A 21,197-nucleotide genomic window follows, 5' to 3' on the forward strand; every position below is an offset into this window, starting at 1 on the left:
GAGAGCCTATGCGAAAAAAGATAGCTAAAGCCATGAAGTATACCTTCTTTACCATAATAGGAATTATAGCCATTGCTCTTCTTTTCCCTACCTGGACACCAGGTATCGAAGGAAAGAACAGTATAAGCAGACTTGAGCAGATTGATATTAACGGTACTGGGCATGAAGTCATGATTAGAGGTGTGGATCGAACTAATCCGGTGCTGCTTTTTGTTCATGGGGGGCCGGGCTGCTCTGAAATTCCGTATGTCCGAAAATACCAGCGGGAACTGGAGCAGCATTTCACCATTGTTCATTATGATCAACGTGGGAGCGGCAAGTCTTATCATTTTACAGAGGACTACTCAAACCTGACAACAGATATGCTTGTCGACGATTTGATTGCTCTAACGAAGCATGTTACAGAGGAGCTGCAGCAGGATAAGGTCGTGCTCATCGGGCACTCTTTTGGTACATATATCGGCATGAAAGCCGTTGCGAAGGCACCTGAACAGTTCCAGGCTTATATTGGCATCGGACAGATGGGGGATACCGTTCAGAGTGAGATTGAAACGTTAGATTATACGATAAAACAGGCAAACACGGCAGGCAATACGGAAGATGTGCGTGAACTGGAGCTCTTGCGAAATGCTATTCATCAGGGGGAAGGGCTTACTCCGCGAACCTTTGTACAAAAATATGGTGGATCAGCCAGACAAATCAGCGAGAACGGTGATTATGCTGCCGGCTTTCTATTCGGACCGGAGTATAACGGGCTGGATGTCATACGCTTTTATACAGGAATTCTTCAATCCCAAGACGGCCTCGTGCGAGAAGCACTGGAGAAGCCTTTGCCCGGGCTGGTCGATGAGGTTCACGTTCCGGTGTATTTCCTGATGGGTCAGTATGATTACATGACAACGTTGAAAGAGGCCGACATTTACTTAAACAAGCTGAAAGCTCCCAGGAAGGAGCTGATTGTTTTTCATCATTCAGCGCATTATCCGCAATTCGAAGAAAATGATAGATTCACGACTTGGCTGTATGAGCATTTTAAATCGAGTTAAAAAAGGTGTAGTAACCTGTCTAAATAGACAAAAATATGAACTTTATTTTCCATAATTGTGTTATTATGTTTTTAGCGGACCGCTTTTTCGCTTAGTGATCGATATCGTCGAGAAGGGAGGATTGCAACTCCATTTCACATGCTAAACAGAGCTTAGAGGTTTCGTTAGACTAGAGCAACGGCACTGCTTGTTAACCAATAAAATAAGCGGAGGTTAGGTTATGACGAAAACGTTTAAAAGATTCAGCATCGCCAGTTTAGCTCTGCTCTTCATGGCAACAGCGGCATTCGCTGGCTGGAGCACCAAGGCATCGGCAGCGGACATGAGATCGTTAACCGCTGCTCAGATTACAGCAGAGATGGGTGCAGGCTGGAATCTGGGCAATCAGCTGGAAGCTACAGCAAATGGCACACCGAATGAAACGTCATGGGGCAATCCTACGATTACACCTGAACTGATCAAAAAGGTAAAAGCGGCAGGATTCAAAACAATTCGTATACCCGTTTCTTATCTGAATTATATTGGAAGCGCTCCCAACTATACAGTGAATGCGGCATGGCTTAATCGTATCCAGCAGGTCGTGGATTACGCATATAATGAAGGACTTTATGTTGTCATTAATATGCATGGCGACGGATTTCACTCGATTCCGGGTTCATGGCTGCATGTGAACAGCAGCAATCAGAGCGTGATTAAGGACAAGTATCAAAAGGTATGGCAGCAAGTGGCTACCAAGTTCAGCGCGTATAATGAACGTCTCATTTTTGAATCCATGAATGAGGTGTTTGACGGTAATTATAACAACCCGAATACGTCGTATTATAGCAACCTGAATGCATATAATCAGATTTTCGTAGATACGGTTCGGAAGACGGGCGGCAACAACAATGCCAGATGGCTGCTTGTTCCAGGCTGGAACACAAACATTGATTATACGGTAGGTAATTACGGCTTTGTAGTTCCAACGGATAACTTCCGTTCCTCCGCTATTCCCAGCTCGCAGAAGCGCATTATGATCTCGGCGCATTACTACTCTCCATGGGATTTTGCCGGTGAAGAGAACGGTAACATTACTCAATGGGGGGCAACAGCGACCAATCCTGCCAAACGCTCAACATGGGGACAGGAGGATTATTTGGACTCCCAGTTCAAGTCCATGTACGACAAGTTTGTAACGCAGGGCTACCCTGTTGTGATGGGAGAGTTCGGCTCCATTGATAAGTCTTCCTATGACTCCAGCAACAATAACTATCGTGCAGTGTATGCCAAAGCGGTTACGGCTACAGCCAAAAAGTACAAGCTGGTTCCTGTTTATTGGGATAACGGGTATAACGGACAGCATGGATTTGCCCTGTTTAACCGATCTAACAATACGGTGACTCAGCAAAATATTATCAATGCCATTATGCAGGGCATGCAGTAATTGCATTAGCCCCGCAGAAGGAATTCAGCGGCATGTTCCTATCCCAAATAGGAGCATGCCGTTTTGACTTGTGCCGGGTTACAGCAAGCGTCCGATCAACGTATTTCTGCCCAAGAATTTTACACAAGCCTCAAGCAGAATTCACGAAAAGCCACACCTCCATCGTTATACTTAATTTTGCTTTGATCTAGCGAACTTTAAGGATTGGGTGGTAGGCAGAATGTTGAAGAAACGTGAACTGCATGAATGTCAATCGCTGTACAGTTTGATGATGGACCCCGCAGTTTTTCCTTATGTTCGTTACGCATGTCAGTCCCAGGAAGAGATGATGTTTTTAACCCGGCAGTTGATTGCGGAAGAAGAGCAGGGAACCGTCATTTCACGTACGATTTTGAATGAGACAGGTACGGCCATCGGTACAATTGATCTGTATCACATTGTGAAACACACCGGATTTCTGGCAACGTGGATTGGTGCGCCCTATTTCGGGAATGGGTACAGCCAGCGAGCGAAGTCGGCTTTTTTGACAGAACTGTTTCTTGAGCACGGAATGCAGACGGTGTTTATGAAAATACGCAAGCAAAATGTCCGTTCCCGCAAAGCTGTGGAGAAGCTGCCTTTTGTCAGTCTCGCTCATGACCTGTACCCTGAAATCGTCAGGAACATTAATATGGAGCAGCCTATATTCGATCTATATCATGTGGATAGGGACTCATTTCTCGCCAGCGGATTGGAGCCGCAGCACATGATGGTGACGTAAACTTTTAATCACACGATGTAATGCACAGGTATACGTTGAAAAAAGTACATCAGCGCCGTCAGCTATGACGACGCTGTTTGATATGCAGAAATATGGCATTTTCGCAGTCCGTTGAATTCACGGATGGAAGAAGATGGATTATACTAAAGTGAGTTGCATGAAGGAGAGGATTAAATTGAGAAGCAATATATGGATTCCCATCGATCACATTCAGGATCAAGAGCCAATCTGGGCAGGAACCAGAATACGAATGTTTGAGTTATCCCCGAACGGAGTCGAGCAGAACGAACAGAAGCAAAACAAGGCAGAGCATTCAGAGCAGTACATGGAATATTTGCTTTCGTACATACATGGCAATTCGGATGAGCTTCAGTTGACCTGTTTGACACAGGGGGAGGCCGGAAATATCGGAGCAGTCATCTCCAAGGACCTGCCGAACCATTACACTTTGGCTCAAATGTTAAAAGCCATGCTGGCGGGAACGTATAGCGAAGTACTTTTTGAATAAAACAGATCATAGATGTGGGAGGTTTTACCTTTTGAATCAGATGAACAAGATTTTAGGTGTTGTATTGATGATTGCTAGTGTGTTTATATCCACGCTGGAGCGCATATCGGTGAGATTATCGGCTGCACTGGTAGAGGCGGGAAGCGGCTCGCAGCAAGGTCTGCGGGAGGTAACTCGAACAGTCGATGTGCCTACAGGACTGCTGGTGTATTTCATGTTTTTTGTCGGATTTGTTCTACTGGTTGCCGGTTTCCCCGGGAGCTACAAGAGGAAGGATCGAGAATAGATGAAAGAAGGAAATGACGGAGGATGATTGCAAGCAGGAAATACTGAAGAATCGTATGAAAAGGAGGGATTGGCCTGTCTAAACATCAGGAGGAACGGCTGGCTGGAGGGAACGTGAACGAAGTGGTACGTGTTGGAGAGACGGTGCTCCGGAGCGCAAAGCCGAATGAGTATGCGAATGAACTGTTGTTGTTTCTGGAAAAGCAGGGCTTCCATCAAGCACCGCGATACCTTGGTATGGATGAGAAGGGAAGGGAGATGCTTTCTTATCTGGAGGGAGACGTGCCAGGTGATGATTATCCAGAGATTGACGCATATATGTGGTCAGACGAAGCATTGATTGCAGCTGCTCAACTGCTGAGAACATACCACGATGCGACGGCTAGTTTTACAACGAGGGCCCAGCCGGGCAATCGGTTTCCCGGGATGCAGGTCTTGAGAAAGGGACTGGAAGTTGAAAATACATGGTTAGTAGAATCTGAGTTAGAACTGGAAGTGGTCTGCCACAATGATTTTGCGCCGTACAACCTGGTGTTCAGGAATGGTTTGCCGCAGGGAGTGATTGATTTTGATATGGCTGCTCCGGGTCCGCGGTTATGGGATATTGCTTACACCCTGTATACCTGTGTTCCTCTGGCGAGTTTTTCACCTTTGACTTCAGGTCATGGTAAAGCTGTTACATCCTATAATAAAGAGAGCCATGCAGCTATTCGGAAAAGACGGATCAAGCTGTTTATGGATGCCTACGCAATGAAGGTTTCACCGACTATGAAAAATTGGGTGGTGTCGCGTATACGCTTTATGTGCAGAACATTAGAGGAGCGCGCGGCAGCTGGGGATGCTGCCTTTGTTAAGATGGTCGAAGAAGGTCATTTGGCTCACTATGAGCAGGAGGTGCTTTTTCTGGAGCAGCATTGGCAGGATTGGGCATGAATTTCTTCTAACGATTTCAGATGACGCTATTGGCTCTCATTTGGCTCTGCTGGGAATTTAACGAATTTGAGTGACGTTATTTTGTGAAATTAGCTCATTTTGATAGGATTGAAGCTGCTTTTTGGTAGAATAGCGCTTCTGAGATTCGTTACATTTTTAAAACGTTACATAAAGGGCAAATAAGGCTCGTGGGAATCGTTAGCGCAAAATCTAAAGCTTCCTCAATACAAGCGGACTCACTTCGTATATAATGAAAAGGAATTCTATATTTAGTAACTACATAACTATTGCGAGGTGCACACAGACTTATGCCAACCATCTATGACTTCACCGTAACCCGTACGAATGGAGAGCGTTTTCCGCTCTATCAATATGAAGGCAAGCCTGTACTGATTGTGAACACGGCAAGCAAATGCAAATATACACATCAATTCGATGATATTCAAAAGCTTTATGATGAGTACAAAGACCAGGGCCTGCAAATTATCGGTTTCCCATGCAACCAGTTTGCGGAGCAGGAGCCGGGCAGCAGTGCAGAAGCGGAGTCTTTTTGCCAGATTAACTACGGGGTGAAATTCCCGATGTTTGCCAAGCTGGATGTGAATGGCGAGACAGCGCATCCGCTATACGACTTTTTGAAAAAATCGGGTCCGTTTGCCGGCTTTGATGAGAGTGACATTCAGGCCAAGCTGCTCAAGCTGATGGTGGCGGATAAAGCGCCAGAGTGGCTGCATGGCGATGCAATCAAATGGAATTTTACAAAATTCCTGATTGATGCAGAAGGTCAAGTGGTTCGGCGGTTTGAACCGGTTGCACCTATGGATGAGATCAAAGCAAGCATCCAGGAGCTGTTATAAAAAAGGTAGTCTGTCAGCGGGGGTAGTGAAGCATAATATAATTCCCGCTTTCGTTATGGACAGGAGGTGATGACGTGCCCAGCATGATGCAGTTTACTGCGCCACTAGCGTATACCTACCGAGCTACAAGTCAGTTTGATCCCGGAAAGTCCGACGGTTTCCATTCGCATCCGCATTATGAAATTTACTATTTTCATGAGGGAGAGTGCACTTACATTATCGGGGATCGGGTATACAACCTGGAGCCAGGTGATCTGGTGCTCATGCATGGACTGACATTGCACCGGCCGCATCCCAAAGCTGGCAAACCGTATGTGCGGACAACTCTTCACTTTGATCCTTCCGCTATACGCAGCAGTTTGCACCCGGATCGCATTCAGGAGGTGCTGAAGCCATTTGATGAGCTCGGCAATTGCCGGGTAAATCTTACTGGGGAGATTCGTTCAGAGTTTGAAGCGCTGCTGCAGGATTTGCATCAGTTATCCCGTCACGCTTCCAAGTTCAGAGAAGAGCGTATGCATATCCGGGTATGTGACCTGCTGTATTGTGTCGCGGAAATCTGTCAGGGACATGTGCAGGAACAACGCGTATCCTCGGAAAAAGAACGGCATGTCCAGCATATTATTCGATATGTAGATACGCATTATATGCAGGATATCGGGCTTGATGATCTGGCACAGGAGTTACATCTGTCCAAGCCCTATCTGGCAGGCATGTTCAAAGAAATGACAGGACTGACGATTTTTAAATATTTGTATGATCGCCGTATCAATCAGGCCAAGCTGCTGTTTCAGTTTCAGCCAGAGATGAGTGTGACGGAGGCCAGTCGATTGGCCGGTTTCAAACGTCTATCTCATTTCAGCCGAATTTTTAAACAGAGTGTGGGATGTTCGCCTGATCTGTATCGAAGTCAGCTACATCGCCAGATGTAATGCCAGGACAGATGCAAAACGAAGCTATGTAGCAAGTTTAATCTTTGTATCACTTCCAAGTCGACCCGTATGTGGGGTCGGCTTTTTTAGTTTCATTTTCACAAATCACAACCAACAATAACGACCATGAATCGACACTGCCCAGAAGCAGCGGATGTTTAGAATCCCATGCGAACAGGTAAAGAAAGGTAAAGAAAGTTAAAGAATCGATATCTGTCAATGGACAAACATTTTCAAACTTGGGAGGCTGAGCGGCATGAATAAACAAACACCGGCACAAAATAAGAAAAATGGCACACGGGACAAGATGCATGACCAACCAGAACAATACAAGACGGAAAATGAAAGTATGCTGGATCGGTACGAGCAGGAACAGACTGTGGACCCGATTCCGATGCAGGATTTAAATATGGAAGCGCAGGAGGAGAAGAACAAACATCAAACCAAGAGTAATTCATCCACGGAAGAAAAGTATCGTGCAGATTATCGGAAGAGGAATGAATGAAAAAAGCAGTTATGGAAGCATAATGAGAAATAGGGAAAGATAAAAGCAAGCAACACATGCATTACTATGTTCGTCCTGCTTGTTTAACTTTCCATATAAATAAAATAGTTTATTGACTAATGTATGTTACTATATTATAGTTACTGTGTTGGCAATGAATTAAAATTACTTAGGAGGCGTAAACGAATGTCTACTTTTTTTGATGCATTGAAGAACAGAAGATCTTATTATGGAATAAGCAAGGAATCCACGATCTCGGATGCGAAAATTCAGGAAATCGTTGAAGAAGCGGTAAAGTATACACCGACCTCATTTAACTCACAAACCTCCCGCGCAGTGGTATTGCTGGGCGAGCAGCATGATAAACTGTGGAATCATACGGAAGAAATTTTGCGTGAAGTTGTTGGTAACGAAGAGGCTTTCCAGTCCACAGCTGAGAAAATGGCAGGTTTCCGTAGTGGTTATGGTACGGTTCTGTTTTTTGAAGACAACAATGTAATTGCACAGCTTCAACAAAACTTTGCAGCCTACGCTGATAACTTCCCGATCTGGGCAAACCAATCCAACGGTATGCTTCAGCTCGTAATCTGGACTGCTCTGGAGCAAGAAGGGCTGGGTGCGTCTCTGCAGCACTACAATCCACTGATTGATGAAAAAGTGAAGCAGGAATGGAATATTCCGGAGAACTGGAGACTCATTGCGCAGATGCCATTTGGTAAACCAACAGCAACACCAGGTGAGAAAGAGTTCCAACCGATCCAGGAGCGCGTGAAAGTGCACAAATAAGTTTCGCCATTTCCAATATTTAACCACATACGGCCTCGCTTCAATTTGATACGATGAATATAATCGTAAATTATTGAAGTGAGGCTTTTTACTGTGAAAAAAATAAATATGAAACAAGCTTATCGTCCCCTGTGGAAAGCGATCCTTATCGGCGCTATTATGTTAGGTTCTGTGGCGGGTAATGGAGGCGGGATCGTTCATGCAGCAGGAAATCAGTCTGATTTTCAGGATACTCGCACAAGTTATGCAAGAGAAGCCATTGATCGTCTGGTGAATCAAGGGATTGTGGCTGGAACGACCGAGCATTCGTTTGAACCGAAAAAGGCGGTTACAAGAGCAGAATTTGCTTCGTTTGCTGTTCGCCTACTCGCGTTAAAGCCGGTCAAGAACAGCATGAATCCTTATGCAGATGTATCTGCTAAGGCTTGGTATTATGGCAACGTGGCAACTATGACCAATCTATCTATTCTGGAGGGGAAGGGCCAGCGTCTGTTTCAACCGAATGCATCCATCACTCGAGAAGAGGCAGCGGCACTGCTCGTGCGAATGCTCAAGCAGCGTCCCGTAGAAATGAATAACCTGGCTGATACATATTCGGACGCAGCGGAGATTTCGACCTGGGCTCGGCCATATGTACAGACGGTGTATCGGCTTGGTTTAATGAGAGGCAGTGACGGTTTATTTCGGCCGGGTGAGCAGGTCACACGTGAAGAGGCAGCCGTAATGCTGGATGCTATACTCCAGAATCAGACTTGGGCCGCGCAGCTCAAGCGTAAAGACCAGCATGGCATCCAGCTGGGCTGGCAATATAACTCATCAACGGCGGAATTCATTAAGCAGGTGCAGCAGTCACCTGTAAATACACTGGTCCCGCGCTGGTTTTTCCTGAATGGGGATATGAGTGTATCCAATCATGTTGACTCCACTCTGATCTCATGGGCATCAAGTACAGATCGCAAGCTCTGGCCTTTGCTTGGCAATCGTTCCAACAAAGAGCTCACCCACCAGATGTTATCCAGTTCTGCGAATCGGGAAGCAGTAGTCAAACAAGTGACCAGTTTTGTAAGAACCTACAAGCTGGGCGGGATCAATGTTGATTTTGAAAATGTAGACCCGTCTGATCGGGAAGGATTCACTGCTTTTGTGACTTCTTTAACAAACGCTCTGCACAAGCTGGGTGCTGTTGTTTCAGTGGATGTCTCGCCTGATCTGGGCACAGATTGGACAGCTGCATTTGATTACGTCAAGCTGGGTGAGTTATCTGATTATATGGTGCTGATGAGTTATGAGGAACACTGGAGCGGTGATCCGAAGCCAGGCTCAGTAGCTTCGCTGCCCTGGGTGGAGCGAGCGCTGGTAACAATGCTGAACGAGGTGGCAAATGGCAAAACGATTCTGGCTTTACCGTTATATACTCGGGATTGGTCGATGACAAGTCCAGAGACAGCTTCATGGGATATTACGCTAGGAGAGCAGGGTACTCGGGCAGCCGCAACCGGTTCTCGAACACAATGGGATACAAGCCTGAGTCAGTACAGGATCAATTATACGGCCGCCCATGCTGCAAGAGAGATATGGGCAGAGGAAAGCCGCTCTCTTTCCGCCAAGGTGCTGATGAGCAGCGAGCAGAACATTGCAGGGCTGGCTTACTGGTACATGGGCGGTGAGACAGCAGATGTATGGAATGCCATTACCAATGCGATGCGGTTTGAATCTTATACGTTTTAACAGCAATTTATGATCTCATCTATGTTAAATTTAAATTGTATTCTTATAACGGACCCGAACCATTCGCATATGAAAGCGAAGGTTTGGGTTTTTTGATTTTGGTTTAAGCTATGGAGTGAGAGTACTGGACACAAAGGAGGAGAGGAAGCATGCGAGAGGTTGATTGCATTATTGTGGGTGGAGGACTCGCAGGGCTTCAAGCCGCCATCCAGCTTGGACGTTATTCCGTACACCAGATACTGGTGATCGATGCAGGAGAGGGACGATCAACACTATGTCGGACCTATCATAATATCCTTGGTTATCCTGAGGGCATATCGGGTAAAGAGCTCAGAGCACGAGGCCGGATGCAGGCCGAACGCACAGGAGTTCAATTTGAACAGGATCGTATCATTGAAGCCAGTCGTGTACAGGAGGAAAGAATCAGACTGAAAGGTTCCTCCGGCACGATCTATGAGGCGAAAACGGTGCTGCTGGCAACAGGCTTGTCGGATCGAATGCCTGACATTCCGGGTCTTAAACCTACATTGGGCAGAACGGTGTATGTATGCCCCGACTGTGATGGCTACGAAATTCAAGGACAGCGCACGATTCTGCTCGGAGCGGGCGAAGCCGGGGCCAATATGGCCATGGTTCTGATCGAACGTACAGATGATCTGTTATATATCAATCATGATCAGACACCGATCTCGGCAGAGCTGCATCGGCAGATGAAGCAAGCAGGGGTGCGTTATCTGGAAGCTGCCGTGCACGAGGTGCAGCAGCTGGAGGACGGTCATATTACGGGTGTGCTGACAGAGGATGGGCAGATTTACGAATCGGAGCGTGGTTTTATTGCGTTTGGTGGCAACCGGGTGCACTATGAACTGGCCGAGCAGCTAGGTGCAGTGATCGCGGACAACAAACATGTGGAAGCTGACCCGCGTAGCATGCAAGCAGCGCCTCAGGTGTGGATTGCCGGGGATTTGGGTCTGCATGCAGAGCAGGCCACTGTTGCGATGGGAGAAGGCTCGATTGCCGCAATCTGGATTCATAAAGAGCTGCAGCATATGAAAAAAACGGTCTGATACGACAACAAGTCCTCCCAAAGCGATTGTCAGCAGGGAGGACTTGTTTTTGAATTGTTTTAATATGTGCACATCTATTGGACTGTAGTGCCTGTTCATTCTTTATTTGAGGAATCTTCCGGCTTGCGGGTAAAATCTTTGCGTATGTTATCTACGATATCGCCAACGGCATCTTCAATCATATCGGTGGGTCCAGGATTTCTTTGGTCAGGCTCGATAACTGTATTAACACCCGGTTTGAGTTCGTCTTTCCTTTTATCACGCTTGGTATCGTTATTCATGAGAATTCCTCCTCGTTTTACGTAGTAGTGACGATGCTTACTAACATAACCAAACACCATCATGTATATGTAAATCGATTAACCCGATGAGCTTTTTTGAAACGCATGCTGTGTACCTCTTTCTTGAAATTTTATTTCGATTGAAAACAGGCTGATTAAACTTCAGCAGGACGTTTATATTATAAGTGTCCAGTGCTGATTAAGCTTACAGCAGAGCAATCTGCCAGTGACAGCGATGGAAAGATAATCACAAGATCACAATGCAATTAAACTCTGGGAGGTAATCAAGATGAATGAACATAATCATGTGATTCACAAAGACGGACAGGTCTCCACCGATCAGGTAGACAATGCCATTGAAAAGATTGCACCAGAGGAAAGAGATCACATCTTGCAAAACTTTGATGCATTCAAGGAATATCTGGGCAAACGAATTGCAATGGGTGAATCCATCGGTCTAAGCGAAGAACAAATGGCTAAAATCGCCCAAAAGGTGGCCGATCATCTCGCGGCTAACGAGGAACCTCGCAACCGTGAAGAGAAGCTGCTGCAGGAGCTCTGGAATGTGGGTAAAGAAGACGAGCGGCATATGCTCGCTCATATGCTGGTTCGCTTGGCTCAAGACACAAGAACGAGCCATTAAAGGACTCACTGCACATTCAAGGCATAAGGTGAGGGTACAAGCATACATTATATAGACACCGCAGAGACCCTGCTCATTCAGGGTTTCTCTGTGGTTAATAAACAGACAGGCTTGAAGTGATGACGTGAATTGTAACTATTTTTAATCTGGATGAAACTTTTGCAGAAACGATTTGACGTATGATGAGTACATAACCATTGAATTCGTTACAACGGAACATGTCCGTTTGAGGAGAAAAGCTTTCGGTTAATAACCATATGTATAGAACTATTCATTGGCATTCCGAAACTTCGAATTGTTTAGTGAAAAAGCCATAGTGAAATAAGGAGAGATGCTGGCATGAAAAACGCGGCGAAAAAATGGAGATTACAGATGATTGGTGCAGCAGCAGCTTTATTAGGCATCATCGTGCTGGCTACATATTTGCTTACCCCTGCCAATGCAGAGCAGCGTACGAATGTTCAGTCACCTTCAGCGAATAAAGCACAGCTTGCCAATTCTGAAGTATACACGGCTTATATTGAAGGAATACGAGTCGAGGACGGCAAATTAATGCTGTCTGTAGACAAGATCGGCTGGTATCAGGGCGAGGAAGCAAATACGATTTTCAAACAACGGAATCCGGATGCGGGCATAGATGAAGCACCCGATGGTTACTATATTGTGAATGACAACAAGGAGCAGGAGCAGGTTGAGGTTAAGGCTGATGCCAAAGTTCTGATGCAGCTTTATGATCATGATGGAACAATGCAGGGAGCGGAGATTCAGTGGAATGAACCTGTAGCGCTGTCCAAGTTCGAATCATTATACGGAGATAAACGAATCGTAGATTTATCGGTCTTCCCGTATCATCTCACCGTTCAGGATGGCAAAGTGATTCAAATTGTACAGCAGTACATTCCGTAAACATGCATGAATTATAAAATTGGATGCAATATAATAAAAACGACAAAACGAGCATTCTTTCCGTAAATGAAGCGGATAAGAGTGCTTTTTGTTATGACAAATCCATGAAAGCGATTGTAATTCATGATTTGTCCATGTATCATTATAGGAATGGCGTTTTTACATCATTCAGGAGGCTTCTGATGCTTAAAGACATGATTGCATTAACCAAGCCCGGACTGTTAAGGCTGAATGTGTTTGCAGTAGCCGTTGGTTTCTGGGTCGCTTCAAAATGGAATATCCATTGGGTGTCATTGCTGTTGGTCGTGCTTGGCTCAACGCTGGTCATTGCTTCAGCCTGTGTCATTAACAACTATTGGGACCGGGAATTGGATCAGAAGATGGAACGAACGAAAAAAAGGATGGAGTATATTAACCTTCTGAAACCCCGATTTGTGCTTGGTTATGGCTTGGCACTCGGCATCGTTGGACTGGCGGTATTGTTCCTTTGGGTAAATCCGCTATCCGGCTGGATGGCCCTGCTGGGCTGGTTCGCTTATATTGTGATCTACACGATATGGCTGAAGCGCAGCTCTACCTGGAGCACATCCCTTGGTGGAATTGCCGGGGCGATGCCGCCGGTTATCGGTTATACGGCGGTAACGGATGAGATTGATGCAGGAGCTTGGCTGTTATTTGCACTGTTATTTCTATGGCAGCCCCCGCATTTCTGGTCGCTCGGTATTCGTCGGGTAGAAGAGTACCGTGCTGCGGGATTTCCGCTGCTGCCAGTTGTGAAAGGTGTGAAACGTACCAAACTGCAGATGATCCCATATGTTTTTCTGCTGATTCCAGCCGTATTCCTGCTGTATTATTACGGTTACGTTGGACTGGTATTTCTGATCATCTCCTTGATTAGCAGCATCATCTGGTTTGTACATACCATCAGCGGTCTGAAAACAGAAAATGATGAACGATGGGCAAAGATCAATTTTTTGATCTCGGTCAATTATCTCATGCTCATTTTCATTGTAATGGTTGCCAACACAGCCTGGTCGTAACAGGTATTGAAGGTAATGCAGCTTCAGAAAGCACACGCTGAAGGATTGAGAGCACAACCTCGGTTGAACCAATCATTTCAGGGTGTGCTTTTTGTTATAGGGTTAATATCTTATTTTTATGGAGAAATATGGTACAATAATCAAGATGTATAGAGTTTATGAACAAATTATATGTTATTGGATGTGACAGCATGAGTTTTTTACAGCAGGCTATAGGCTGGCGGCAGGAAGGTAAACTCAAGGAGGCCATTGAGCTTCTACATAAGATCACCGATCAGGAACCTGATCATGGAGAAGCATGGTATCAGCTCGCATGGGCCCATGATTCACTTGGCTTGGAGCGCGAAGCCGTGCCTTATTATGAGAAAGCATTACAGCTCGAACTTTCCGCAGAAGATCGGGCAGGTGCAATTCTCGGGCTCGGCAGCACGTATCGCACACTTGCACAATATGAACAGGCCAAAATGTGGCTGCTCACTGGCATCAATGAATTCCCTGAACGCAAAGAATTCGAGGTATTCTACGCCATGGTGCTCTATAACCTGGGTGAGCATGCAGAGGCAATGCAGCGACTGCTCATACAGCTTGCGGATACGTCTACGGATCAGGGAATAAGCGATTACAGCCGGGCCATTCGATACTACGCAGATCAGCTTGATCGGGTATGGAATTAAACTATTGGCATTCTTCAATTTGTGAACGTGGGTTAACTGGATGTTTTCGATGATTCAAGCCATTGTTCTACTTCCTCAATGAATCGGCGAGATGCGGGTGACAGATTCCGAAGAGAAGCGCAAGCCAGTCCGATCGTGCGATACGGATCACCTGCAAGTGGAACAAGTGCAAGTGATTTCGTGTGATTTTGCAAGACCATCTCGGGCAGCAGACTGATGCCCAGTCCGTTGTGCACCATGGCCATAATGGCTTGATCCTCGGCTACTTCGTAGACGACGTTCAGCTTGGCGTTATGCTGCCGGATCAAACGTTCAATTTCGTTGTCGCCTCCCCATTTGGGCAAAATAAAGGGCTGCTCCAGCAATAGCTCAAACGAGACGGATTCTTTGGATGCTAGAGAGTGATCAAAAGGCAGGATGCACATCATCCTGTCTTTTTGTAATGGAATCGTTTCGAATGGAGAGGTGTCACTGAGAGATAGAAAGCCAATATCAATAGCACCGCTGGCCAGCCAGTGTTCAATTTCCGCATAGTCGCCTTCCCACAGCTTGATTTCAATTCCGGGATAGCGAAGTCTGAACTGCTTGAGGATTCCGGGAAGCCACTGGGTGGAGACACTGGCAAATGTCCCGATACGTACAGTACCAATCTCGGCCCCCCGGATCAGAGAGATTTCCTGATGCATCAGTTCCGTCCACCGCATAATCTCACGGGTGTATGCCAATATTCGCTCTCCTTCAGCTGTAACACGTACACCGGAGCGGCTCCGATGCAGCAGGGAGAAGCCGTACTCGCTCTCCAGACTGGCAATGGCATGGCTGACGGCAGACTGTGTGATGTTCAGCGCTTCGGAGGCTTTAGTCAGGCTCCCGTATTCGACAACAGTATTTAATATTTCGTATTTGATGAGTGACATTATGCAATGACTTCCTCTCCATGTGAACTGGCTTCCTAATCATGAGTTAATTTCATATTAACTATTATAAATATTCATTTTTATAATGCAAAGAGATCGTTTATACTTGCCAAGGCGAGTTAGTTTGATATACATACAGGCGCAGCTCAGACTATATAGAATGAAGGTAGAAGTAAAATGAACGGGGCACACGGTAAACAGATTCATGCATCACGAAGAGCAGATATGCAAATGCTGCTTGCGACAGTAATATGGGGCTCGTCCTATCTATTTATGAAATCGGGGCTTGCTTCAATTCAGGAACTGAATCTGATCGCATTGCGCTTCGGGATTGCCTTTATAGCGGCAGCTCTTTTCTTTCACAGAAGATTAAGGAAAGTGGATCGTGGAACGCTGGTTGCCGGAGCCATATTGGGTACGGCTTTATTTGCAGCATTTGTTTTCATTACCTATGGCGTTCAGCGAACAACGGCATCCCAGGCCGGATTTTTGATCAGCCTGGCTGTCATTTTTGTTCCGGTATTAACGACGATACTGCGCCGCCGAATGCCGGATAAACGATTGCTCGTCAGTATTCTGGTCGCTGTAACAGGGCTTGCATTGTTGACACTTCAACACGAATTAAGTTTGCATATCGGGGACGTGCTCTGTATTGTTGCCGCCCTGATCTATGCCATATATATTATGCTTGCGGGCAAATACACTCCCAAGCATGACCCGGTGACACTCGGAACGGTGCAGCTGGGTGTAGCAGCGCTGTGGGGTACTGCCGCTACGTTTATGTTTGAGAGCCCCAGGCTGCCGGATAACCCTCAATCCTGGGCAGCAATTCTGGGCTTGGGTATATTATGCAGTGGTTTGGGTTACATCTTGCAAACCTTGGCACAGCGGCACGCCTCTCCAACGAGAACAAGCCTTATTTTCTCATTAGAGCCGTTGTTTGCAGCTGCTTTTGCTTTTACTTTTCAGGGAGAAATGTTAACCCTGCAAGGATACATCGGAGCAGCCTTTATGCTGGCAGGTGTATTGATTACGGAGATTAAGCTATCGCAGCCTGTCTTTCGACGCAGAAAACGTCCGGCGATATAACCTTCCATTTTGCACGGAGGATAGTTGAAGTCTTCGAAAGCAAAAGAGAAATCTAGAAAGAAGAATTATGTTTAGCGATTAACCTAACAAAGCCCTGATTAACAAAACATGTTTTGTTAATCAGGGCTTTTATGCTACACTGGATGGAAAATCAGGAAAATCGGGTGAGCAGGATGGGGAAAAGAGTAACGATGCAGCAGATTGCAGATGCTGCGGGCGTATCCAAATTTGCTGTCTCGCGTGCACTGACGGGCAAGTCGGGGGTCAGTGAGCACACGCGGGAGATGATTGTCAGGACCGCGGGGCAGATGGGGTATTTTAAAATGGAACCGAAGCGTTATTCGGCAGAGCCGCAGCATACCAAGCTTGGTACAAAGGCGTCTGGCGATAAGAGGGAAGGCACCATCTTGGTTCTTTTTCCAAATATACGCTCGCAGAATCGGTCTTCCTTGTATTGGGGGCCGGTCTTTGAGGGCATTTCAGAACGCCTGAATGAGATTGGCATGGATATTATGACACTGACAGAGCCGTCTTCCGATCATATGTTTTCGGTTCTCAACCCCGAGGCCATCCGAGGGGTAATCACAGTGGGCACCATTTCAACATCCGTGCTGCTCGAAATATATCGTCTGCGTATTCCCCTTGTGATGGTTGATCATGAGGATACGGCCATTCATGCAGATGCGGTATTTACCGACAACGTGAAATGTATGAAAGAACTGGTGCTTATGCTTGGCGCGAGGGGGTACAGGAAGCTTCAATTCGTGGGGCAGCTGCCTGATGCAGTCAGCTTCAGAGAGCGCTGGCTTGGCTATCGGATGGGCCTTGAGGAGCTGGGGCTGCAGGAGCATCAACATCCAGGGCTACTGGTGCAGGAGTATGCAAAGATTCAGCAGGTGGTTAAGGGCATGCAGCTTGAAGACATCCCGGAAGTGTTTGTGTGTGCGAATGACCATACAGCTTCAATTATCATCGAGGCGCTGCAAGGTCGGGCGCTTCAGCTGCCCGAACGATGTACGGTAACAGGATTCGATAATACACGCACAGAAGATCCGATTCTTGCTACTGCACATATTTATAAGGAGCATCTCGGTGCGAGAGCGGTGGATCAGCTGTTATGGCGAATCGAGCATCCGCAAGCACCTTGTGAACGCAAGCTGATTCATGCTGAACTCATCATGCGTGAGGAGTATCATTCGCTGCGAGAGTGAAGGGCTAGACAAGCGCAAGCTCAGATAAGATAAGATTAAGGTAAAGGAAGGTTAAGGAAAAGATAGAAGAGAATTAACAGAAACAGAACAGGTCAAAACAGGACATGGAGCCGTTCACAATGTGACGCTCGATGTCCTGTTTCGTTTTATCGGTGTCTGTTTCAAAACTTTTTGACCAAACACATTGACTGCAAACGGATAACATGTTAATTTTGTTTTGTTAATCGTTTGCTTATATAATAACAAAACCTAACAAAACAGGTTTCTTCTTTTACTCTAACTCTATTGGAGGCTATCATGAGCATGAACCAATTGCAGCGATTTGAGAACTGGACGTTCAAAGCATGTGAGGACCAGGAATGGATGCCGGCCCAGGTGCCTGGATGCGTGCATACCGATCTGTTGAGGCTAGGCCTCATTCCTGACCCGTTCTACGGAACTAATGAGAAGGAAGTTCAGTGGATCGACAAGAAGGATTGGGAGTATCAAACCACATTTGATGTGGCGCCTGAACTTTATACGCAGGATCATCTGGAACTTGTTTTTGACGGATTGGATACCTATGCGGATGTATATGTGAATGACGTGCATGTGCTGTCTGCGGACAACATGTTCCGGGTGTGGAAGGCAGAAGTCAAAGCATTGGTGAAGGAAAAGGGGAATGTGCTGCGTGTCCGTTTTCGTTCTCCGATTCAGGAGGATTTACCGAAGCTGGAAAAGCTGGGTTACGCATTGCCTGCATCCAATGACCAATCCGATGTGGGTGGTCTGGGGGATAAACGTGTCAGCATTTTTGCACGTAAAGCGCCATATCACTATGGCTGGGATTGGGGACCGCGTTTCGTGACCAGTGGAATCTGGCGGGAAGCAAGGCTTGAAGGCTGGAATGATGTTCGAATTAAAGATGTGTTTATCCGGCAAAACGAAGTGAATGCTGCATTGGCCAGCTTAACTGCCTTGGTGGAGATTGAAACCTCTCAAGCTGTGGATACTGTAGTTCGTATCGAAGCCGCGGGTCAGCGCTGGGAGTTGGCAGCAGCTTTGCAGCCTGGCACGCAGACGGTGGAGCTCCCTGTCTCTATACAAAATCCGAAGCTCTGGTGGAGCCGCGGGCTGGGTGATCCGTATCGCTATACCTTTGCTGCTGAAGTGCTTCAGGGCGAGCGAGCGTTGGCGGAAGCGGAGGTGCTGACCGGTCTGCGCTCCATTCGTCTTGTCCGTGATCGGGACGAAGCGGGTGCATCCTTTTATTTTGAGCTGAACGGTGTGGCGGTATTTGCCAAAGGGGCAAATCATATTCCGAATGACAGCTTTATTACAGAGGTAACACGGGAGCGTTATTTGCATGAGATTCGTTCGGCAGCTGAATCCAACATGAATATGCTTCGAGTATGGGGCGGCGGCTTCTATGAGGAAGATGTTTTTTACGAGCTCTGTGATGAATATGGCATTATGGTGTGGCAGGACTTTATGTTTGCATGCAGCATGTATCCGGGGGACGAAGGATTCCTGAATAGCGTCAGACATGAGGCCATTGACAATATAAAGCGCCTGCGCAACCATCCGAGCATCGTGCTGTGGTGTGGTAATAACGAGATTGATTCGGCCTGGGCGCATTATATCGAGAACGGTGGCTGGGGCTGGAAAAAGGACTACAACGCAGAGCAGCGTGAACGCATCTGGGCGGATTATGAAGCCATCTTCCATCACCTTCTGCCAGAAGTGGTTGAAGCTTATGCACCCGGGATCGACTACTGGCCTTCCTCACCGATTGTATCGCTGACAGGTGACGAGAAGCAGCACGCTCATGCCTCTACTGCCGAAGGCGACATCCATTACTGGGGTGTGTGGCACAACGTTGAACCTTTTGAGAATTACAATGTATATGTCGGTCGTTTTATGAGTGAATACGGATTCCAGTCGTTCCCGGAATACAAGTCGGTTCGCACCTATGCGGAGGAAAAGGATCTGGCGCTGGAGTCCGAGGTTATGCTTGCACATCAGAAAAATGGAGCAGGCAATCGGCTGATCAAACAATATATGGATATGTATTTGCCGGAACCTAAAGACTTTCCATCCTTCCTCTATATGAGTCAGGTGCTTCAAGCGGAAGCGATGAAAACAGCCATAGAAGCTCACAGACGCCGTAAGCCATACTGTATGGGTACACTATATTGGCAGATGAATGATTGCTGGCCCGTCGCCTCATGGGCAGGGATGGATTATCTGGGCCGCTGGAAGGCGCTGCAGTATTATGCGAAGCGCAGCTTCAATGATGTGCTTGTATCCGTGGACGGGACGAAGCCGGATGTAACAGAGGTTTACGTGATCTCGGATCAACTAAAGCCGGTAAAAGGTCAGCTTCAGCTTCGACTGATCGGATTCGATGGAACGGTGCACCGGGAAGATACACTTGAAGTGAGCCTTGCGCCAAACTCAGGTGAAAAGCTGATCTCTCTGCATCATGCAGATTGGCTTCAGGGACATGATCCGTCAGCGGTGCTGCTGCGAGTGGAGCTGAGACAAAGCCGTGAAGCTGATCTTGTGCAGGAGCATTATTTTGTACCGGCCAAAGAGCTTGCATTACAGCCTGCCAATATCACCGTCAGCGGCGGCGCCGATGAAGAGGGCGTGTATCTCCTGCTGGAAAGTGATGTGCTTGCCAAGCAGGTGTGGATGTCTTCTGAAGCCGAAGGGGTATTCTCTGATAATTTCTTTGATCTCGTTCCAGGCCTTCCGGTGAAGGTGCGGTTCACGTCCAGAGAAGGGTTACAGCATGCGGGTGTAATCTCGAATCCGGGCTCGGTTGAGGTTCGCTCGATGGTCGATTTTATTCAATAATATATAACGGTTGGAGTCTCTGCCAAAGAGATTTCAACCGTTTTTTATGTGTGATGAACGTACACAGACATAGACGCTGAGATACAGACGCAGACAAAATTTAACTTCGTAATCTTTTCGTAATCATTTGCTTAGCGATTCGTAAGTTGTTCTCTTTATTGTAGTCCTTGCAAGCTATATTAAACGATGGAGAGTGATAACAATGATGAAAGCAAGCAAAAGCAAAAAGGCGATCGCAGCAGCAGTGTTAATGATGTCTTTAACTTTTTCGGGACTGGCAAGTGCTGCTGACATGAAAACGATCAAAAAGGATGGTATGGAGCTTGTACAATTGAGACAGGCAGCAAAAATGTATGGATACAGCATTATGTGGGACAGCAAGGATCGATCCGTTACGTTAATGTACATGGGCAAAATGGAAGAAATGATGAAGGACGACCTGATGAAGAAAGACGATAGTATGATGAAGAAAGACGATAGTATGATGAAGGATGACATGAAGATGAAAGATGAGAGTATGATGGAAGACGACATGAAGATGAAAGATGACATGATGATGGAAGAAGCGATGATGCCTGCGGCTAAAACCATTCAAGTGTGGGTAGGGTCTAAGAAAATGATGGTCGATGGTATTCAGGTTAATCTGAAGTCGATGCCATCCATTTACGAAGGGAATACGTATGTAAGTGATATGGTCGTGTCCAAATACATGGAGCCTATGAAGGCGATGAAATAACGAAGTACGCAGTACGCATAACAAAGAAG

22 protein-coding genes are annotated in these 21,197 nt (G+C 46.6%); 20 read left to right on the forward strand and 2 right to left on the reverse strand.

What is annotated here, in order from left to right; genetic code table 11:
- The first annotated feature begins 8 nt into the window (after positions 1 to 8).
- The 12 genes from IEW26_RS17375 to IEW26_RS17430 all read left to right on the forward strand — a co-directional run bounded on the left by IEW26_RS17375 (position 9) and on the right by IEW26_RS17430 (position 10,830).
- Positions 9 to 1,046, forward strand: a complete 1,038-nt coding sequence (locus tag IEW26_RS17375) for an alpha/beta fold hydrolase (protein ID WP_188593237.1) — start codon at positions 9 to 11, stop codon at positions 1,044 to 1,046.
- Between the two features lie 220 nt (positions 1,047 to 1,266).
- On the forward strand, positions 1,267 to 2,469 hold the full coding sequence (locus tag IEW26_RS17380; RefSeq protein WP_188593238.1) for a glycoside hydrolase family 5 protein: 1,203 nt from the start codon (positions 1,267 to 1,269) through the stop codon (positions 2,467 to 2,469).
- A gap of 220 nt (positions 2,470 to 2,689) precedes the next feature.
- Positions 2,690 to 3,229 (forward strand): GNAT family N-acetyltransferase, encoded by a 540-nt coding sequence (locus tag IEW26_RS17385; protein WP_188593239.1) that lies wholly within the window; start codon positions 2,690 to 2,692, stop codon positions 3,227 to 3,229.
- Between the two features lie 175 nt (positions 3,230 to 3,404).
- Positions 3,405 to 3,737: a hypothetical protein gene (locus tag IEW26_RS17390; protein ID WP_188593240.1), complete on the forward strand. Its 333-nt coding sequence runs from the start codon at positions 3,405 to 3,407 to the stop codon at positions 3,735 to 3,737.
- A gap of 31 nt (positions 3,738 to 3,768) precedes the next feature.
- Entirely contained in the window at positions 3,769 to 4,023 is a 255-nt protein-coding gene (locus IEW26_RS17395; RefSeq protein ID WP_145402646.1) for a hypothetical protein, read from the forward strand.
- Between the two features lie 113 nt (positions 4,024 to 4,136).
- Positions 4,137 to 4,955 (forward strand): aminoglycoside phosphotransferase family protein, encoded by an 819-nt coding sequence (locus IEW26_RS17400; RefSeq protein WP_229729900.1) that lies wholly within the window; start codon positions 4,137 to 4,139, stop codon positions 4,953 to 4,955.
- 308 nt (positions 4,956 to 5,263) lie between these two features.
- Positions 5,264 to 5,812 carry a glutathione peroxidase gene (locus IEW26_RS17405; RefSeq protein ID WP_111269372.1) on the forward strand — a complete coding sequence of 183 codons (549 nt, stop codon included), beginning with the start codon at positions 5,264 to 5,266 and terminating at the stop codon, positions 5,810 to 5,812.
- An 83-nt stretch (positions 5,813 to 5,895) separates the two neighbouring features.
- A complete protein-coding gene (locus tag IEW26_RS17410) occupies positions 5,896 to 6,744 on the forward strand; it encodes an AraC family transcriptional regulator (protein ID WP_229729917.1) in 849 nt (282 codons plus the stop codon).
- Positions 6,745 to 7,000: 256 nt separating this feature from the next.
- Complete coding sequence (locus IEW26_RS17415) at positions 7,001 to 7,249, forward strand: YczO family protein (RefSeq protein ID WP_145402642.1); 249 nt, start codon at positions 7,001 to 7,003, stop codon at positions 7,247 to 7,249.
- A 186-nt stretch (positions 7,250 to 7,435) separates the two neighbouring features.
- Positions 7,436 to 8,035 carry a nitroreductase family protein gene (locus tag IEW26_RS17420; RefSeq protein ID WP_111269374.1) on the forward strand — a complete coding sequence of 200 codons (600 nt, stop codon included), beginning with the start codon at positions 7,436 to 7,438 and terminating at the stop codon, positions 8,033 to 8,035.
- 93 nt (positions 8,036 to 8,128) lie between these two features.
- On the forward strand, positions 8,129 to 9,763 hold the full coding sequence (locus tag IEW26_RS17425; protein ID WP_229729901.1) for an S-layer homology domain-containing protein: 1,635 nt from the start codon (positions 8,129 to 8,131) through the stop codon (positions 9,761 to 9,763).
- A gap of 149 nt (positions 9,764 to 9,912) precedes the next feature.
- A complete protein-coding gene (locus tag IEW26_RS17430) occupies positions 9,913 to 10,830 on the forward strand; it encodes an NAD(P)/FAD-dependent oxidoreductase (RefSeq protein WP_188593242.1) in 918 nt (305 codons plus the stop codon).
- 95 nt (positions 10,831 to 10,925) lie between these two features.
- Here the strand turns inward: IEW26_RS17430 and IEW26_RS17435 are convergent, their stop codons facing one another.
- Positions 10,926 to 11,111 (reverse strand): hypothetical protein, encoded by a 186-nt coding sequence (locus IEW26_RS17435; RefSeq protein WP_145402640.1) that lies wholly within the window; start codon positions 11,109 to 11,111, stop codon positions 10,926 to 10,928.
- Positions 11,112 to 11,400: 289 nt separating this feature from the next.
- On the opposite strand from IEW26_RS17435, the gene IEW26_RS17440 reads away from it, so the two are divergent.
- The 4 genes from IEW26_RS17440 (at position 11,401) to IEW26_RS17455 (ending at position 14,374) form a co-directional block, all read left to right on the forward strand.
- Entirely contained in the window at positions 11,401 to 11,754 is a 354-nt protein-coding gene (locus IEW26_RS17440) for a DUF3243 domain-containing protein (protein ID WP_145402639.1), read from the forward strand.
- 339 nt (positions 11,755 to 12,093) lie between these two features.
- Complete coding sequence (locus tag IEW26_RS17445) at positions 12,094 to 12,660, forward strand: hypothetical protein (protein WP_145402638.1); 567 nt, start codon at positions 12,094 to 12,096, stop codon at positions 12,658 to 12,660.
- A gap of 182 nt (positions 12,661 to 12,842) precedes the next feature.
- Complete coding sequence (gene cyoE / locus IEW26_RS17450) at positions 12,843 to 13,700, forward strand: heme o synthase (protein WP_188593243.1); 858 nt, start codon at positions 12,843 to 12,845, stop codon at positions 13,698 to 13,700.
- A 191-nt stretch (positions 13,701 to 13,891) separates the two neighbouring features.
- The gene (locus tag IEW26_RS17455) at positions 13,892 to 14,374 is read left to right on the forward strand and encodes a tetratricopeptide repeat protein (RefSeq protein ID WP_188593244.1); all 483 of its coding nucleotides are present in this window, start codon (positions 13,892 to 13,894) and stop codon (positions 14,372 to 14,374) included.
- Between the two features lie 32 nt (positions 14,375 to 14,406).
- Here IEW26_RS17455 and IEW26_RS17460 read toward each other — a convergent pair whose 3' ends face one another.
- Positions 14,407 to 15,291 (reverse strand): LysR family transcriptional regulator, encoded by an 885-nt coding sequence (locus IEW26_RS17460; protein WP_188593245.1) that lies wholly within the window; start codon positions 15,289 to 15,291, stop codon positions 14,407 to 14,409.
- Positions 15,292 to 15,468: 177 nt separating this feature from the next.
- Between IEW26_RS17460 and IEW26_RS17465 the strand changes: the two genes are divergently transcribed.
- The 4 genes from IEW26_RS17465 to IEW26_RS17480 all read left to right on the forward strand — a co-directional run bounded on the left by IEW26_RS17465 (position 15,469) and on the right by IEW26_RS17480 (position 21,168).
- Positions 15,469 to 16,380 (forward strand): DMT family transporter, encoded by a 912-nt coding sequence (locus IEW26_RS17465; RefSeq protein WP_188593246.1) that lies wholly within the window; start codon positions 15,469 to 15,471, stop codon positions 16,378 to 16,380.
- A 173-nt stretch (positions 16,381 to 16,553) separates the two neighbouring features.
- Positions 16,554 to 17,591 (forward strand): LacI family DNA-binding transcriptional regulator, encoded by a 1,038-nt coding sequence (locus tag IEW26_RS17470; protein WP_188593247.1) that lies wholly within the window; start codon positions 16,554 to 16,556, stop codon positions 17,589 to 17,591.
- 303 nt (positions 17,592 to 17,894) lie between these two features.
- Positions 17,895 to 20,432, forward strand: a complete 2,538-nt coding sequence (locus IEW26_RS17475) for a beta-mannosidase (RefSeq protein ID WP_188593325.1) — start codon at positions 17,895 to 17,897, stop codon at positions 20,430 to 20,432.
- Positions 20,433 to 20,634: 202 nt separating this feature from the next.
- Positions 20,635 to 21,168, forward strand: coding sequence for a stalk domain-containing protein (locus tag IEW26_RS17480; protein ID WP_188593248.1), 534 nt, complete (start codon positions 20,635 to 20,637; stop codon positions 21,166 to 21,168).
- Positions 21,169 to 21,197 lie beyond the last annotated feature (29 nt).

The organism is Paenibacillus silvae, assembly GCF_014639235.1.
GTDB lineage: Bacteria > Bacillota > Bacilli > Paenibacillales > Paenibacillaceae > Paenibacillus > Paenibacillus silvae.